Origin of the sequence: Rhodohalobacter sp. (assembly GCF_034521535.1) — a bacterium.
Classification (GTDB): Bacteria; Bacteroidota; Rhodothermia; order Balneolales; family Balneolaceae; genus Rhodohalobacter.
Genome location: NZ_JAXHMF010000002.1, coordinates 243,476 through 261,324 on the forward strand (window position 1 = coordinate 243,476; position 17,849 = coordinate 261,324).

Annotated in this window: 14 protein-coding genes; 4 read left to right on the forward strand and 10 right to left on the reverse strand. The window is 43.6% G+C overall.

The genetic code is table 11. From position 1 onward, the window contains the following. Nucleotides 1-3: 3 nt before the first annotated feature. The 6 genes from U5K35_RS03340 to U5K35_RS03365 all read right to left on the reverse strand — a co-directional run bounded on the left by U5K35_RS03340 (nt 4) and on the right by U5K35_RS03365 (nt 8,449). The gene (locus tag U5K35_RS03340) at nt 4-357 is read right to left on the reverse strand and encodes a hypothetical protein (protein ID WP_322570063.1); all 354 of its coding nucleotides are present in this window, start codon (nt 355-357) and stop codon (nt 4-6) included. After that, complete coding sequence (locus U5K35_RS03345; RefSeq protein WP_322570064.1) at nt 341-2,038, reverse strand: ligand-binding sensor domain-containing protein; 1,698 nt, start codon at nt 2,036-2,038, stop codon at nt 341-343. The genes U5K35_RS03340 and U5K35_RS03345 overlap by 17 nt, the downstream gene beginning before the upstream one ends. An 87-nt stretch (nt 2,039-2,125) precedes the next feature. After that, a complete protein-coding gene (locus U5K35_RS03350; RefSeq protein ID WP_322570065.1) occupies nt 2,126-4,531 on the reverse strand; it encodes a PAS domain S-box protein in 2,406 nt (801 codons plus the stop codon). 29 nt (nt 4,532-4,560) lie between these two features. Further along, nucleotides 4,561-4,713 (reverse strand): hypothetical protein, encoded by a 153-nt coding sequence (locus U5K35_RS03355; RefSeq protein WP_322570066.1) that lies wholly within the window; start codon nt 4,711-4,713, stop codon nt 4,561-4,563. Further along, entirely contained in the window at nt 4,691-6,808 is a 2,118-nt protein-coding gene (locus tag U5K35_RS03360; RefSeq protein ID WP_322570067.1) for a PAS domain S-box protein, read from the reverse strand. The genes U5K35_RS03355 and U5K35_RS03360 overlap by 23 nt, the downstream gene beginning before the upstream one ends. A gap of 234 nt (nt 6,809-7,042) precedes the next feature. Beyond that, nucleotides 7,043-8,449 (reverse strand): response regulator, encoded by a 1,407-nt coding sequence (locus U5K35_RS03365; RefSeq protein ID WP_322570068.1) that lies wholly within the window; start codon nt 8,447-8,449, stop codon nt 7,043-7,045. A 387-nt stretch (nt 8,450-8,836) separates the two neighbouring features. On the opposite strand from U5K35_RS03365, the gene U5K35_RS03370 reads away from it, so the two are divergent. From U5K35_RS03370 to tnpA, 4 genes are all read left to right on the forward strand, one after another. Further along, the gene (locus tag U5K35_RS03370; RefSeq protein ID WP_322570069.1) at nt 8,837-9,652 is read left to right on the forward strand and encodes a UDP-2,3-diacylglucosamine diphosphatase; all 816 of its coding nucleotides are present in this window, start codon (nt 8,837-8,839) and stop codon (nt 9,650-9,652) included. Continuing rightward, nucleotides 9,649-9,924, forward strand: a complete 276-nt coding sequence (locus tag U5K35_RS03375) for a glycosyltransferase family protein (protein ID WP_322570070.1) — start codon at nt 9,649-9,651, stop codon at nt 9,922-9,924. Before U5K35_RS03370 ends, U5K35_RS03375 begins: the two co-directional genes overlap by 4 nt. Before the next feature lie 43 nt (nt 9,925-9,967). Further along, nucleotides 9,968-10,672: a glycosyltransferase family protein gene (locus U5K35_RS03380; protein ID WP_322570520.1), complete on the forward strand. Its 705-nt coding sequence runs from the start codon at nt 9,968-9,970 to the stop codon at nt 10,670-10,672. Nucleotides 10,673-11,049: 377 nt separating this feature from the next. Beyond that, entirely contained in the window at nt 11,050-11,502 is a 453-nt protein-coding gene (tnpA, locus tag U5K35_RS03385; protein ID WP_322570071.1) for an IS200/IS605 family transposase, read from the forward strand. A gap of 344 nt (nt 11,503-11,846) precedes the next feature. Here tnpA and U5K35_RS03390 read toward each other — a convergent pair whose 3' ends face one another. The 4 genes from U5K35_RS03390 to U5K35_RS03405 form a co-directional block, all read right to left on the reverse strand. Then, a complete protein-coding gene (locus tag U5K35_RS03390) occupies nt 11,847-12,695 on the reverse strand; it encodes a transposase (RefSeq protein ID WP_322570072.1) in 849 nt (282 codons plus the stop codon). Beyond that, nucleotides 12,620-13,381, reverse strand: coding sequence for a transposase (locus tag U5K35_RS03395; RefSeq protein WP_322570073.1), 762 nt, complete (start codon nt 13,379-13,381; stop codon nt 12,620-12,622). Before U5K35_RS03395 ends, U5K35_RS03390 begins: the two co-directional genes overlap by 76 nt. 835 nt (nt 13,382-14,216) lie before the next feature. Next, a complete protein-coding gene (locus U5K35_RS03400) occupies nt 14,217-16,289 on the reverse strand; it encodes a pitrilysin family protein (RefSeq protein WP_322570074.1) in 2,073 nt (690 codons plus the stop codon). An 11-nt stretch (nt 16,290-16,300) separates the two neighbouring features. Continuing rightward, nucleotides 16,301-17,833, reverse strand: coding sequence for a pitrilysin family protein (locus tag U5K35_RS03405; protein WP_322570075.1), 1,533 nt, complete (start codon nt 17,831-17,833; stop codon nt 16,301-16,303). Nucleotides 17,834-17,849 lie beyond the last annotated feature (16 nt).

The following is a 17,849-nucleotide window of genomic DNA, read 5'->3' on the forward strand; positions in this document are numbered from 1 at the left end:
CACTTATCCTGTAAGAGTAGTTAATGGTATGAGGTTTTTTAAAATCAAAGCTGCCATAATTGATCTCAATATTATAAATCCCGGCGGTATCACGATATCATCCGTTACAGTAAATTCATTGCCACCGTAATTGAGAGACTCTACATGAACTTCGACATCTCTTTCCGATTCTATGAGAGCTTCGGGGTTAATGATAGCTATACCCTGCATGGTGGGAAACCAGATCTCCCCATTTTCCATTTTCCAGCCTGCCGGAAATACGCCACCATTTGCTTCATGATTGGCCATTCCATCTGATACATCAAACAGGCGTGAAGGTATTCTTATACTGCCGGTTTCATCATGTTTCAGATTCAAGAAGGTCGCTTACTCTCATTCTTTGAATTCCAAAATTACCGCTTGCCCACAGATAACCGAAGTCATCTTCAATCATCCTGAAGATTCCGTTAAACTGAAGCCCATTACTCCTGTTAAACAGTTTAAACTTACCGTCTTTTAATACCAGCAATCCTTCGTTGGTTCCTGCCCAGATCGACCCCTCCGGATCTTCATACATACTCAACACCATTTCGGATGAGGGGCCGTGGTGAATGGAATAACCGGTCAGATTATCATCCTCTTCTAATTTCAGAATACCGGTTGATGTTGTGCTGAACCACATATTCCCGTTACTCTCTTCAAAAATGGTGATGAACTCTGCGCTTTGAAATGCATCCGGAACATCCACCCTTTCAATTTCCTGATGATCATGGAGCTTGTGAATACCGCCTGACCGGCTCGTTACCCATACCCGCCCTCGGGAATCTTTGTAAATCGCTTGAACAATATTACTCGCTAATCCGTCATCCGTTGTAAAAAAGCGATCTATTTCATCAGTTTGCGGATTGTATCGGTAGAGTCCGGAACCCGTACCCAGATATATGAAATCATCTACTCCATATATCCCCAGAACCACTCCACTTTCCAATCCGTAATCGGGTGTTATCTGCGTGATTTCACCATTCTCAATCCTGTTCATTCCCGCGCCTGCGGTTCCCGTCCATATCACCCCGTTTGCATCCTGATAAATAGCGAGAGTGATATCATTTGAAAGGCCATCTGTCTCCCGAAGCATTCTAATATCAGCCGGAATCATCTGCAATATTCCGTGTCCGGTAACGGAGAGCCATACATTTTCATCTTCCGTGACATATACATCGTTCACTTCGTTTAAACCAAACTCAATCTCCCTTAGTGAGATGATGTCATCTTTTGTAATCATCTGAACGCCACCATGGCCTAAACCCACCCACAAGTGTCCGTCATCGGTTAATTGGATAGCATTTACCCGGTTATTTGCTAACCCATTGGTTTCGTTAATTTCAATGACCGCTTCCGGCATTTGATGGAAAATGCCCCGGGTTCGGGTACCCACCCAAAGGTTTCCTCCGGCTGATTCTGCCAAAGCACGAACTTCAAGCCCTTCATAACCCGGAATCTCTTCAATACTTTCGCTTTGCCGGTTGTACTTGTAAAGGCCGTTCTGAGTACCGATTAAAACGCCGCCTGACACCGCTTCTATGACCATAATTGCACCATTCTTGTACTCGTCCCATTCAGGCAATATTTGAATGGTACCCTCTTTAAGAACCAGCATCTCTCCATCATTTGTACCGGCCCATACATCTCCATTGTCTATTTCTGAGACTGAGGTAATCCAGGTTCCTTCAACGAGGGCTCGCGCATTATAAACCTGAATTTGATTGTTTTTAGCGTGAACAATTGAATTTGCATTTGCAGCCCATATCCCTCCATCAGAGGATGTTTCCAAATCATAAAACATGGTAGAAACCAAATCGGGCACATTGTCCTGATTATAAATTCTGAAGTTTACCCCGTCGAACCGAACCAGGCCCTCTTCAGTTGCTGCCCAAAGATAGCCTGTCTCATCTTTAATCACTTTAAATACGGTATTTACAGGTAACCCACGGGTATTATCCCATTTTCTGGATACATATTGCTTATCCGAAATCCTTACATTTTCAGTTTGAGCGTTCAAATATCTCTACTGTACTCATCAAATAGAGGAGTGAAATGAAACCGGAAGTAACAATTCGAAGCCATAATTTATTCATCTTTCTCAACCTCACCTTGTTTTTTTGGAATTGTAAAATAAAAGTACTGAACCCTCTCCCTCATCTGAATCTACTCCTATCTTACCGCCATGATCTCCCACAATTTTTTTACAAATGGCCAGGCCTACTCCCGTACCGCTATACTCCTCTTTTCCATGCAATCTTTGAAATATGTTGAAGATTTTATCAGTGTATTCGGGGTTAATACCAATCCCATTATCCTGAACTGAGAATTTCCAATAAGAACCTTCATCTTCTGCACTTATTTTCACCACAGGCTTATTACCCGGTTTCTGATAGTTCAACGAGTTATTTACCAGGTTTTGAAAGAGTTGCTGGATGGGTGCTCTTGCAGCATAGATTTCCGGCATTTCATCCCAGGTAACCGATGCCTCTTTTTCTTCAATTAACTTACGGTTTAAAATTAAAACATCATTTAAAACTTCATCTATGTTTACAACCGTTTTTTCTGTGTCAATCCGGCCCACTCTTGAATAATCCAATAAATCCAGGATGATCTGCCGCATGCGCTTGGCGCCGTCGGTAGCAAAGTGGATATATTTTTGTGCTTTGTCGTCCAGCTCATCCCCATACTTCCGTTCTAACTGAGCCAGGAAACTTGTAATCATACGGAGCGGCTCCTGTAGATCATGCGAAGCCACAAACGCAAACTGCTCCAGTTCGGCGTTGGAAGCGGCCAGCTCTTGGGTTTGATGCTCCAGGGCGCGGTTCAGCTCTTTCATACGTTCGCTGGCTAATTTTCGCTCGGTGACGTCTTTGAAGAAAACGGAAAGCCCCAATCTTGAAGGATAAGCACTCACCTCAAACCACTTTTCAAGCGTGGGGTAATACTCCTCAAAATGAACATCAACTTTTTCACTCACAGCCTTATGATACTGCGTGTAGAATTCCAATGAGGTAGCATCCTCATACAACTCCCACAAATTCTCACCCACAATTTTTTCTCTTGGCATAAGTAATACTTCTTCAGCCTTATGATTCCAGTAGGTTACCGTCCACTCATGATCAACTGCAAAAAACGCATCCCCGATACTTTCAAGAATGGTGTTTTTTTCCTCAAATGACTGTTGGAGCGCTTCTTCAGCGTCTTCATTTTCTATTGCCGATCCAAGGTTGATCGCAATCGTTTTCAAAAATGTAATCTCATCTTTTGTCCAGACCCTTTCATTCGTGCAGTCATCAAACCCGATGAAGCCCCTGAATTGCTTATCGGTAAATACCGGCAGGGCAAGAATCGATTTAATCTGCTGACCTGAAACAAATTCTGCTACCCCCTTGTCCTCAATCTCCGATACCACTTTATTAAACCCACCTTTATGGATCACTTGATCCATAAAACTCCGGATATCTTCAAACGGATGATTCTGGTTCTTGGGGTTATCAATTTCTCGGGTCGTTCCTTCAGAAACCCATTCCGCCTTCATGGATATAGCATCCTGGCCGGTTTCATCCAGAATGGAGTGCTCAAAAAAGTAGACCCTGTCGGCCACGGCAACTTCACCGAACAGCTCAAGGCTTTTATTCAGGGCTTGCAGCCAATCCTCTTCTTTAAGCAACAGACTATTAAAACGTGCTATGGCGTCAAGCTGCCAGGTTTTTTCCTGCAGCTCTACTTCTGCAACCTTTCGATCGTGTATATCCTGAAAGCTACCATAAATCCGCACCGGTTTTCCATCTACAAACTCAACCTCTCCGATTGTCCTGATCCACTTCTCATTTCCTTTGGCCGTGATGATGGGCAGTTCAAGATCCCACGGAGTTCCATGTTTCATCGTCTCTTCAACAGCCTGCTGTATACGCTCCCTGGGTTCTCCCTCCTTATAATAATTTAAACCCGCATCAAGGTCAGGCTCAAAGTCCGGTTCCTCTTCATGAATCTCCCGGGTAATATCCGACCAATAGACCTCATTATTAATTAAATCCAGCTCCCAGCTTCCCACTTTCGACAATCGGGTGGTTTGATCGACCAGCTCCTCCAACTTTTTCTGCTCAGTGATGTCCATGATAATGGAATCCCAAAAGATGCTGCCGTCCGCATATCGTTGGGGTGTACCAAACCCTTCGTGCCACCTTACAGAGCCGTCCGGATGGTAATAGCGCCACTGACTGTGCCATTTAGAAAGCATTTCAGCCGACCTTCCAATGTCTTCTTTTACTACATCAAAATCTTCACTGTGAAACCGTCTCCAGATCAAGTCGTTGTTACTCATCGCTTCTTCGGGAGAAATTCCCCACAGATCTTCAGATCCATCACTCACATAAAATAGTTTGTCATTTCCAGCGGTATCTATTTGGTACTGAAACAGCACCCCCGGTATGTTATTGGATATATTTTTAAGCCTGACCTCAGCACTCTTGCGTTCATCAATATCCTGGAAACTCCCGTAAACCCGCACACACTTCCCGTCTACAAGCTCCGCTTCTCCTATGGTTCGGATCCACTTCTCATTTCCTTTGGCCTGTAATGATCGGGCAGTTCAAGATCCCACGGAGTTCCATGTTCCATCGCTCTCTTCAACTGCCTGCTGATATACGCTCCTCTGCGTTCTCCTTCCTTATAATAAGCTAATCCCTTCATCCAGGTCAGGTGTCAAAGTCCGGATTCGGTCTTCATGAATCTCCCGGGTGATGTCAGACCAGTAAACTTCATCATTGATTACATCCAGCTCCCAGCTTCCGATTTTGGCAAGCCGGTTCGCCTGGTCAAGCAGTTCCCGAAGCTCTTTTTCTTCCGTTACTTCTTTGGCTACACTGTATGTAATCTTTTCATCATAAAAGGGTTTCGTGGTCCACGACAGCCAGATTACTTTCCCCGATTTGGTGATATGGCGGTTCTCGAAATAGTGATTTCCTTCTCCCTTGTTTAATGCCTCAAACTCCTCCCTGGTTTTCTGTTTATCAGCCGGATGCACAAACTCAATTATGGGTTTATTCAATAACTCTTCTTCTGAATATCCCAGCAGCTCGCTCATCGCAGGGTTCACTTTTTTGTAGTAGCCGTCCAATCCTGCAACACAGATCACGTCGGGCGAAGAATTAAAGATCCTGGAGAGTTCTTCCTCAAGCTGCTTCCGCTTAATTTCGGACGCTAATTGATCTGCTAACTCCCTAAACAGATCCACATAGTAACGTTCTCGTTTCAGGTCTTCCGATAGTAACAAAACAAGCACACCAAGCACATCGTCTTCATCTAAAACGGGAAAGCTGAACGCGGTTTTAAGGCCGGTTTCCGCAGCTTCCTCACGCCGTATAAACGTCTTCCGTCTGTCAAGGTTTCTCCAGAACAGGTTCTCCTTCTTTTCCCATGTTTTACCGGGCAGGCCCTCTCCTTTTTTGAATATTTTAATTTTTCCCGCTCCTGAATAAAAGCCTGCCATTTCCGGATTGTCAACCGTATGAGCTGCCAGATTCATCAACGTTCGGTCTCTGTCCACAAGCCAGAATTCAATCGTATCAAAATGCTGCAGATTTGATATAACTTTCAGTGAGGATTGGAGGGCTTTATTTACGCTCTCTTCCCTGTTGAATATCAGGCTAATCTCAGATGATATAGATTTTTGTAGCTCCCGAAGTTTACGATCGGTTACATCCTTTTGTATGGAGATAAAATGTGTGCACTTGTCGCCTTCAAAAATAGGGCTGAGCGAAATATTCACCCAGTACTCTTCTCCATTTTTATTGTAATTCAGCAGCTCCACCTCCACGCTTTCGCGATTTTGTATTGCCTTACGCAGTTTCTGAAGCTGATCGGATTCAGAACTTGGCCCCTGCACTATACGGGGTGTTTTTCCGATCACCTCTTCGGCTTTGTAACCCGACATTTTTTCAAAACCGCGGTTTACATAGATAATCTCGGGCCCTTCAGGCGCCTCAAGGTTTTCTGCACTTGTAATCATAACGGCATCATTGGCCTCGGTAGCTACCGACTTCATCAGCTTAAAATTCACATCCGATTTTTTCTCTTGCGTGATATCAATCACAATGGAATCCCAGACAATGCGGCCGTCTCTGTTGCTAACCGGGTTGCCCATTCCCCGCAGCCAGCGCATAGTCCCATCCGGATGGTGATAGCGGTATTCGCAAACCCACTTTGTGTTCTTTTCTACAGATTCATTCATGGACTGAATCACGCGCTCTACGTCATCCTTGTGAATATTCTTCCATCCAAGGCTTCTGTCTTCAAAAACATCCTCCGGATTGAAGCCCAATACCTGCTTCACCTCACCCCTTACAAAGTGTGTCTTATCAAATCCATCGGATTTTGTTGAGTATCGATAGATTACGCCCGGAACATTGTTCATCACACCTTTCAGGCTCTCTTGCCTGTCTTTGGTATCGAATATATCGATCAGCTCCAGGCTGGCAAGCTTATTGCCATCCGAATCTTCAAATACCGATGATGAAAACTCACACCAAAATCTTTTCCCGTTTTTCCGAACCCCGATCACCTCGCCGGACGTACTGCCCGTCTCTTCTCTCTCTTTCAGTTTTTCCGTGAATCCAGGTGATTTCGGATCGATAATCTCCTCCCTGCCCAACTTTCTGAACTCCTCTTCGGAATAGCCAAAAATATGGCACGCAGACCTGTTTGTCTCCAGAATGGTTCCATCAAGCCGGGTGATAAACATCGCCGTGATGGAATTTTCAAATAGTGGCAGGTATTTTTTTTTCATTAGCTGTTTATTGTCCGATTAATCTTATTGCTTAAAAAGCTAAAGCTTTACTGTAGATTTAAAAATCAGATATATTTTAGACTTAATTATTTCCAGCTTATGGCAGTTTGCAACTAATTCACTACTTAATCAATATTTCTGTCTAGTACATAGTACCACACCGATTCTTACTATGATATACCGTTAGTTATCTACGTATAAAGGCCTATACTTAACTAAGATTTTCACATATTTCTATATTGGAATTTCAATATTAATTTTAAGACCCTTTTCTTTCATATTCACAAACTCGACATCCCCTCCAAGCCGATATACGCGGCTTCTCACATTTCGCAAACCTATACCATCATTATCTGAATCATTTACATCAAAGCCGCTGCCATTATCTTGTATTGTCAAATAGAGAACCCGGCCAACTTGCTCAAGATTAATTATAGCCTCTGAAGCGTTTGAATGTTTAATTATATTGGCCAAAAGTTCCTGCAAGGTGCGATAGAGTTGCGTTTTAAGATTTAAATCAAACGTAGATTTATTTTCCAGATGAATATTCACCTTGAATGAAATGTCTGATTCTCTTGTCAGCTGACGAACAAGTTGTTTCACAAGGTCTTCCAATTTTGATATTTCGAATTCAGCGGGTTTCAGATTGTGGGAAATATCCCTCGTCTCATGTGTGATCTCCTTTAATAGTTGATAGAGTCGGTCGATCTCCTTACGCATCTCCTCCGGTTTACCCACTTTATCCTGAAGATTCTGAGCAAACATTCCACATGCTACGAGTTGCTGCACAATACTATCGTGAAGTTCTTTTGATATCCTGTTTCGTTCCTCTTCTTCAGCCCTGATTGCTCCCTCTATCATTCGTTCCTGATGTTCAATCTTTTCAGTTATATCGTTCACAATCACCAGGGTAGAACGCTTTCCTTTATACTCAATCTGTTTTTGTGCACTCAGTTCAGCAAAAAATATTTCATCGTTCTTCTTTTTATGCCTCCATACCTGCCGGTAGTTTTTCTTTCCATTATTTCTCTCCTCACTGTCGTACTCGAAATTATCAAATTGAATCTGATCAATATGAAGATCAAGAAACTCCTCTTTACTATAGCCATACTTTGCTTCAGCTTCATAGTTCACATCTGAAATTACTCCGGATTCAGTATCCCAAACCAACATTGGGGAGGGATTATTTTGAAATAGAATACGATACCTCTCTTCCGACTCCATTAAATTTTGTGAAGCCGTTTTTCTCTCAATACTGTACCTGATACTTTTCCACAAACTTTCCGGGGTTAATTCGTCTTTAAGCAAGTAATCAGACACTCCCAGATTCAAAGATCTGATACTGAATTCCATGTTAGCATAACCGGTAAGAACAATTATCACGGCATCACCTGCCAATTCAGTCACGTGCGAGATAAGCTTTTCACCACTCAAATCCGGAAGGGTTAAATCGAGCAAAATCACATCATAAGAATGATTGTCCTGGGTTAGTTCCTGTTCAGCCTCAGAAAATCTCTTGGCTCGTGATACTTTTATATTGATCCCCTGCTCCATTAAATAGTCATGGATCAGAAAAAAATCACCGGTGTTATCCTCAATTACAAGAATGGAGTACTTTGGAGATCGATCAGAAGTCGACATATAAATTCACTAACTAAATTGATATTTCAGATGATATAGAACTAAAAAACTTCGTTTCTGTTCATATTGGATAATTTTTATCGTATATCAAAAAACAAACCTCTTCTATTTTCTCGCAGAATTTCTGTATAAATCTGCGCTTAACTCAGTTCCGAGAATCGGGATGAGAAAGAGGATAGATGTCACTCCGGATTGTAAACTTCTTTCACTATCGTTAATCGTTTTGATCAGGTATGCATAATCCTCTATTAATTTTCCGTCGAGAAAACATCTTTTGAAAAGAAGTGAAACATACAATTCCTTAACACTCCCATCACAACAATCTAACACAGCAGTTATCATATCATAATAATGGATGTTTTTATTAATAAATAAAATCATCTACATATGAAAAAACGTCCTGTTGAAATTCTTGTCCTTTCCGACATCCACCTCGGAACGGTAGGCTGCCATGCATTGGAGCTGCTTCAGTACTTAAACTCCATCAATCCAAAAGTCATCATTCTGAATGGTGATTTTATTGACGTATGGAATTTTAAAAAATATTACTGGCCTGAGTCCCATATGATGGTGCTTCGCACCCTTCTCACCAGCATGGCCAATGGAACGGATATCTACTATCTGACCGGGAATCATGATGAAGTACTCCGGAAAGTTTCGAGTTTACAGCTGGGTCCACTTTTTATCAGGGATAAGCTGGTACTGAACCTTAACGGTGAGCGTGTCTGGATTTTCCACGGTGATATTTTTGATATCACCATGAAGCACAGCAAGTGGATTGCCAAAGCAGGCAGTCACGGCTATGAGCTGTTGATTCTTCTAAACCGACTCGTCAATTATATCTCCGAAAAGCTTGGAAAAGGAAAGTTTTCGCTCAGTAAAAAGATCAAAGACAGCGTAAAAAAAGCGGTCCGGTTTATTGACGACTTTGAGACAACGGCCATGGACCTGGCCATTGAGGAGGGCTACGACTATGTGATTTGCGGACACATCCATCAACCCAAAATTAGAGGGTATGAAAATGAGAAAGGCTCTGTGATCTACATGAACAGCGGAGACTGGATTGAAAATCTTACAGCTCTTGAATATGACGGCGAGGAGTGGAGCATGTATCGCTATTCTGAAGAAGAATTTGAGGCTATTCACAGAATAGAAAAGAAGATCAAAAAGCGAAAAATAGACGAGGAAGAGCTAATCGGATGAAAATACTCTACGGCATACAGGGAACCGGACACGGGCACATCAGCCGGGCACGGGAAATTATTCCCTATCTATCAAAGCACGCCTCTGTGGATGTTTTAATAAGCGGCTATAATTGTAAAATGAGCCTGGATAACACCAAAGTTACCCATAAGCGCGGAATCAGTCTCACCTATGATGATGGCGGCAGCGTCTCTTATTTAAAGACAGCTCTGAATATTAAGCCCGTTACTTTCCTTCGGGATATTAACTCTGTAAACCCCGAACAAGTATGACCTGGTTATCTCTGATTATGAGCCGGTTACGGCCTGGGCGTCCATAAACTCCAAAACTCCCTCAGTGGGGTTGAGTCATCAGGCATCTTTTTTATCGGAAAAATGTCCGCGTCCGAAAACGAAATCCCTTTTTTCAGAGTCTATATTAAAATACTTTGCTCCCGTAAATCGGGCTATCGGTTTTCACTTCAAACGGTATGATTCGTTTATTCTTCCACCGGTCATTCGCCGGGAAATTCGAGACCTGAGTCCAACTCAGAAAAACCACATTACGGTTTATCTTCCCTCATTTGATCATGAAACCCTTGCCTCAATCTTTTTGCAGTGTAAAAATACGGAGTGGCATCTGTTCTCGCCTCTATGTGATGAAGAGTATCAAAAAGAAAACGTTTGGGTACGGCCGGTGGGAAATAAACCCTTTCTGGAAAGTATCGAGTCGTCCAAAGGAGTATTGGCAGGAGCCGGATTCGAAACCTGTGCTGAAGCGATGTATCTGGGCAAAAAACTCCTGGCGGTTCCGATCAAGAATCAGTACGAACAGTACTGTAATGCCGCAGCTTTATCAGAAATGGGAGTCATTACCGTAAATCAGATTGGGCCTTCATTCACCAATACCGTTCAAAACTGGATTGATGACGCACCCATTGTCCAACTGGAAGAAGCTGCTGAGATTGATGAGCTTGCAGAACTTCTCTTTCGGTTTACATCTATCCGACAGGCTAGCCGTGATAAGGCGTCTGTGCTTTAAACCTGAATTCGCGATATCAAAAAAGTGTATGAATAAGACTCCCCTAATAAGGGTTCCCAAAAGCGTTCGGGAAGAAAGGTATAAAATTGATATAGCCAATTCTGACAATTGTCTCATTATTTTATTTGGACTCGTAAAAATATTATTTGATAAGGCTCCATGTTGATTCATGTGGATAATTAAAATAAAAACATATTCTCAAACCTAAGTTGATCTGTATAAACTGTTCATCATATTAGAAATGTATTTGATTTTCACATCAACGAACATATTTGCCCCAAAGGGGCAAAGTCAATAACATAGTGCAGCGCGCTATGTTAGATGCTACTGTTAAGTATAAAAGCCCTGAAAGGGCGTAATCCAAACAAAACATTTCTATGCCACAGTCTCTTTCCAAAGTGTACACGCATATCATATTCAGCACAAAACACAGAAAAAACCTGATCGATGATACGATTGAAACCGATCTTTACAATTATATCGGTGGGATATGTAAAGACCTGGAATGTAATCCTGTACAAGTTGGCGGTCATAAAAACCATGTTCATATTTTATGCCTTCTGTCAAGAAAAATAACTCAAATGAAACTGCTTCAGGAAATGAAACAAGGCTCTTCCAAATGGATTAAAACGATGGATGATCGTTATGCCAATTTTTACTGGCAGGATGGATACGGAATCTTCTCAGTCTCCCCGAAAGGAGTAAACTCAGTTATTGAATACATCATAAATCAGCATGAACATCATCAAAATATGAGCTTTAAAGATGAGTACAGAAAGTTTTTAAAAAATTACGGAGTGGACTTTGATGAACGGTATGTGTGGGATTAATCTGACAAACAGACACTGTGAAGTAGATGTAGCAGGACCGGCGCCCGCGTTGGGGCTTGCCTGATGGAATGATTGATTAGCTATCATCGCGCGCTGCACGATGTTACTGACCGTCGCTCCTTCAGAGCTAAATCTTGCTGAAACACGAAAAAACAAAGATTATTCAGTGCCTTCCGTGTTTCGCTTCGCGTCAAAAGATGAGCCGTGGCTATCTTGTACTTAATAACTTGTATAACGCGTTTACCGGTTGAGATTTTTTTGGAGAGTGTCCCTCCGACAGCTGAGTCTGTTGTACAACTCAAGATCAAAATGTTTTGCCTTAGCAGATTTTCAGGCAAAATTGACTAAAGTTGTAACCATGTAAGCCTTCGGAGGAAAATTAACGCGTAGTAATGTCTCATATCTAAAATTGCTCCCCTCAAACAATTAACGACACTAGCTGTTCGCTCAATTCCCGCACTTGCGGCCTTGCGAAGTGGTTTTGTAGCCCCATAACGAAGCCATTTCTTCAGATTAAAGCTTGCACTGGCCAGCAGAACATGCTTATCGGCGGCAGCAAGCCCGCGCCCGTAAACCTTCTTCATCCCGTTGTGATGCATCAGGTTTCCAATCACCGGCTCCACAATACCCTTGCGCTTGGCAAGCATACGCCGCCCGTAGTTGGTTTGCAGCCGATCATCCATCAGATCGTAGAGCGCTTTGCCACTGCTATGGGTGATCTTTTTAACCTTCGATTTCCCCGTTATGCATTGCGATCGAATCGGACAGTTGGCACAATCTGCGGCGCTGCTACGATACATATATTTAAAATAGTCACGGTTTGCCTGTTTGCCTTTATAGGCAAGGGTCGCACCTTGCGAGCACTGGTAAGCATTGGCTGCCTCATCGAAGGTGAATCCTTCGCGCTCTCGTTTGTATCCCGACGGGTTTTGCATAAACGCGGTAATTCCTTGCTGCTGGCAGGCCTCAATAGTGGTGATCGTATTGTATTTGGAATCTGCCAGGATCTCCTCAATGACTAATCCGTGATCAGTAAGATTGTTTTGAACACGCTCAAGTAGTCCGGGAAGACTCTTGTGATCCTCCAGGTCGGCGTAGTCAGCCATGGCCCCAACAATCACCCCGTGCTGGCTGTCGACGCTGATTTGCCCGTGGTAGTACATGTCGGTGGGCTTGCCCGGCTTGCGGGCCATACGCGCGTCCGGGTCACTGGCTGAGGCGTGTGTTTTATTGGAGCGCTTTCGCTTGGATGGACTTCTTCGGTCTTACAATCCACCGAGCGTAGACTGTCTGCCGAATCAGGCCCGGAGTCCTCATCATTGCTGCGGACAGGCAGGGAGGCAGGTTCGGCGTTCTCTTGTTCTACCTGCCGGCAGTACTCGCTGGCGTCGTCCATAATTACAATTCGCTGCATGGAATCGATACTGGCATTGGCTTTAACCAGTCCGCTGTCGAACGCCTGACGTTTGCCCTCAACAAGTCCGGCGTCAACGCAAAGCCCTAAAACCAGGCAAAAGACCTCTTCAAAGAGCTCCTCGCCAAAAAGGTTCCGGGTGCGAGAGAGGGTGCTGTGTACGGGCAGAGGCTCATCAATATCGTAGCCTAAAAACCAACGCGCGGAGATGGAGTCGGTGCAGAAGCGACACACCCCACGATCAGAGGTGATATTGTTGAAGTATCCAAGAAGGCACATCTTCATAAAGACAACCGGATCGATACTTTGCTGACCTTCGGTTCCGTACATATGACGGGTTTTTTTGTATAGAAAGCGCAGATCGAGATGTTGTTCAATTCGCCGGTAGGGATGGTCGGCAGGAACCAGGTCGCTTAGGGCAAATTGATAGAAAAGTTTGGGAGTACGCTGTTTTTTTCCTTGCATGAATAAAGATACAAATTGGCTTCATATAAAACTACTATATAGCTGATATTATTTGTCTTACTATCCGCATAAAGAAACTTTTTATGCTGTATTACGAGAACAAATCGTCCTTTCTACCGGTTTAAGTTGTGCAACAGACTCAGCTGTCGGGGCTATTCCCCTTTCTCCCTTCGCTGCCAAATCCGCTAAAGCTTCGAAGAGCAGGCTTTTGGGCAGAATTAGTTGCTCGAGATGACAGCGAAAGGCGTTGTGTAGCGGCGTATCAGAATTTGTGCTTATTGATAATTTAGTGCTATGCCGCTTTTTGTAAATCTAAGCAAGAAGCTTGCCCTGTAGGGGCAGAATATTGGTAGCCCCGAATGCAGCGAAGCGAAACCTGGGGTATATAAGGCAACACCTATCACCCGCCGAACAGAGAGATTGGTTTGAAGCACATTACTGGATAGAGGCGGTCATTCATCGATTTTGTTCTTTACATTCAGATCAATGGATAAAAGTAACGAAAACGATTAATATTTTTGAGACTTAATGGATCTTTAGACCCGCTGCTGTGCTCGCTACCGGTGAGAGGTTTACACAGTCATGTCGACAACGAAGTCCCGGTGCAGTTGATCGGGACTGAAGTCGGAGCCACCTTCTTGGAATAGGTGTATTCTCTCATTCAGTGCCTTCCGTGTTTCGCTTCGCGTCAAAAGATGAGCCGTGTCTCTCTCGTACTGACATTAATTTAATAATCAAACTTAGGTTTTAACCATCTACATTGGCGAAACCTCCTCAAATTAAAAAAGGCCGGATAAACCGGCCTTTTTCTCATAAACAATATGTTGACTGTTATTTAGTCAGCGAGGGTGTGTGAAGTTACTACCGTTCTGGAAATTTGATTGCCATCGGAATAGCCAACAGTCTCGTAGGCCATCAGAACACCGCTCTCCTCTTTCCAGTCTCCATATTCCATGGTTACGGTTACCCGCTTTCCCTGCTGCGGATCCATCTGCCGATACTCTGCCTGGGCTGGCAGTGATGTTTCAGGATCTATATAGAGCTCGAAAGGCATCTCATCATTAATACGAATGTGAGCATACTCACTGCCATCCAGCTCTTTCATTCCAAGAAACTCTGCATCCAACTCATCTCTGTTTAATGCAAGGTAAAGGTAGTTTCTGTAAAGCTCTGACTTTGCTTCGGCGAGTTGCTGGGGCTGCATTCTCATCTCATTACCGCCCATTCGCATTACGCCTTGCCCGTCAGCAACCTCAACCGTTACCTCACCCATCGGAGCATTAATGACCGATGTAATACGCTCCTCATCGAAATTGATCGTCTGAGAAACTTTAATCGTCATTTCCCCGGCAGGACTTTGTACAATGTTATCTGCCTCAAAAGACAAATCAGATTCAAAGGGTCCGTTAGGCAATAGGGCGGTGGCCATTTTATCGAGCCACTGTTTACCCATTTCTGCATCGCCGGCTACAACTTCTCTGTCATCTGCCGGTTCAGGAATGGTTATGTCAATTTCGTTAACATTTCCATACTTCGTAAGCTGATCACCAATTCCATTAGAATTACCCACAACCAGGATCTGGACGTCTTCCGGCCGCAGATACTCTTGCGCAACTTCCATAATATCCTCAGTTTGAACCTCTCGAATCTGCTCAACCAGTCGATCAAAAGTATCTTCTGGTAGGCCCGCATAGTCATAGCCCAATCTTTCATTGAGTATACTTGCGCGGCTATCGTATCTGAAAACCAGTGAATTCAAAAACTGATCTTTGGTCTGCTGCAGCTCTTCTTCCGTAACCGGTTCATTTTGCAGCCGCTCGATTTCTCCTATGATGGCATCAATCGCTTCAGCCGTAGTTTCACTGGCGGTCATTACACCCGCGGTAAATGTACCGGGATAAAATGTTCCGCTGCCGTATGAACCAAATACAGAGTAAGCGAGTCCCATATCAGATCTTACAACCTGAAACAGTCGGCTTGAAAAACCTCCGCTAAGCACCTGATTCATCACCTGCAGTTTGGCGTAATCGGGATTGTCTCGCATCCCTCCAATATGGCCCAAAAGCACGTAGCTTTGATTAACATCCTGTTTATCGATGAAATTAACAGTACTCTCGAAATCATAGTTTACTTCAGGAATATCGAGCGTAATCTCTTCACCGGCAGGTATATCAGAAAATGCAGCCTCCAGCTTTGATTTCATTTCTTCCGTATCAAAATCGCCCAGAACGCCGATCATCATGTTATTTCCTACAAAGGATCGTTGATGAAGATTCACCATATCTTCACGGGTAATGTTATCAATCGTTTCGTATTCAGTATGGCGTGCAATAACTGAATCATCACCGTAAATGAGTTTCTGGAATTCGCGGTTGGCAATACTTCCCTGATCATCGTTTCGGCGAGAGATGGCTGACTTAAACTGGGTTTTTGCCAACTCGATCTTATCCTCAGAAAAAAGCGGGTTTCTAATCAGATCGATAAAGACAGGCAGAAGTTCTTCAAAGTCCTCTTCCAGTACGTTCATGGAAGCGGAGCCGGAAGTGAGGCCAATGCCGGTTTCCATACGAGCAGCTCTGTTTTCAAGCAATTCGTTCAGTTCATCATCGGGATACATTTCCGACCCGGCAGATCTCATAACGGTACCCGTTAGGGAAGCTCGCCCTATCTTATCAGCCGGATCAAGAAATGAGCCGGTTCGAACTCTTACATTCAGATTAATTAAGGGAAGCTCGCGGTCTTCAACCAAATAAAATCGAATACCGTTATCGAGCTCAAAGATCTCAATATCCGGCATTTCAAAATTGTTGATTTCGGGAAACTCAATTTCATCCCAACGGCTTTGGGCATTCATTGCCTGTAAGCCTGCTAAAAGAAAAACAATCGTTGTTAGAATAATTTTTTTCATGGTTTTGCCCTTTAGTTTTCTTCAGTATTGATTGCTACTTCTTCTTCTTCAGCAGATTCATTTTTAATCATACCGACAGTGCGATTTTCTTTCACAAAATAGGTTTGCGCAACACGCTGTAGATCATCCAAAGTCACTGCTTCAAGTGCTTCCAAAGCGTTGAAAGATTCCTTCCAGCTACCTCGCTGAGCGTGGCTTTCCGCAAATCCGAGCGCCAACCCCATGTTGCTGTTCAGACTCCGAACCTGACTTGCCCGTGCGTTTGTAATGGCCCTGTCCAGTTCCTCCTGAGTAATGTCTCCATCTTTTACTTTTTGAAATTCTTCCTCAATCACAGCTTCTACCTCTTCCAGAGAAACACCCTGATTTGGAACGGCAAGTGTCATGAACAGACCGGGGTATTTTGTGCCCGGAAATCCATTGAAAGCCTGAACGGCTAAAGCCATCTGCTCATCTTCAACAAGACGTTTGTAAAGTCTGGACGTTCTGCCCTGCGATGTTATTGCCCCAACCAATTGGAGTGCTGCAAAGTCGGGGTGCGTTTGAGAAACCGTGTGATAGCCGGAAAGGAAAAATGGCTGAGACTCCTCTACCATAACAAATCGACGTTCACCACGCTGATCAGGCTCCTTTGTGATCACTTCAGGTGCCGGTTGGCCTGATTCCATTCGGCCAAAATAGGTTTCCGCAAGATCTTTGATGTTCGTAGGGTCAACATCACCTGCAATAGCTATGGTTATGTTACTTGGAGTGTAATACTGATTATAAAAATTTTTAGCATCCTCTATAGATGTACCCTGAATATCAGAGGACCAACCTATAACGGGATTTTTATAAGGATGTGCAGAGTAGGCAACACTCAAAAACTCTTCAATAAGACGTCCAACGGGATTGGAGTCTGTACGCATACGGCGCTCTTCCATTACAACGTCTTTTTCAGCAAAGAACTCCCGAAATACGGGGTTCAAAAATCGATCAGACTCTAACGAAAACCATAGCTCAGCTCTGTTTTCCGGCAGACTGTAGAAATAACCGGTAGCATCCGCGCTCGTAAAAGCATTTAAACCGGTACCACCATTCTGTTCAATAATCTGAGTAAATTCATTACTTACTACATATTGATCAGCTTCTTCAACCGCTTCATCAAAGCGTTTCTTTAGCCGTTCCACTCTCTCCTGATCGGGGTTTGGCTTACTTCGCTCACGAACCCACTGCCGATATAGAAAATCTGCTCTTGTAATAGCAGTACTCTCTTTTTCCCAGTTAGTTGTGCCAATCTCTTTTGTACCCTTGAAAGCCATGTGCTCAAAAATATGAGCAACCCCGGTGTTACCAACCGGTTCGTTCACACTTCCAACGTTTACAAACGTCACGAATGAAGCAACCGGTGCCACCGGACGTTCAATTACGATGAAGTGTAAACCATTGTCCAATGTAAATTCTGTTACTTTTTCTTCAAATGTCTCCAGCCCCTGAGCGAATAAAATCGCCGGCATGGCCAGGACAAATAAGATTCCTGTTAGTAGTCTATTTTTTTTGGTCATAACGATTATGAATAGT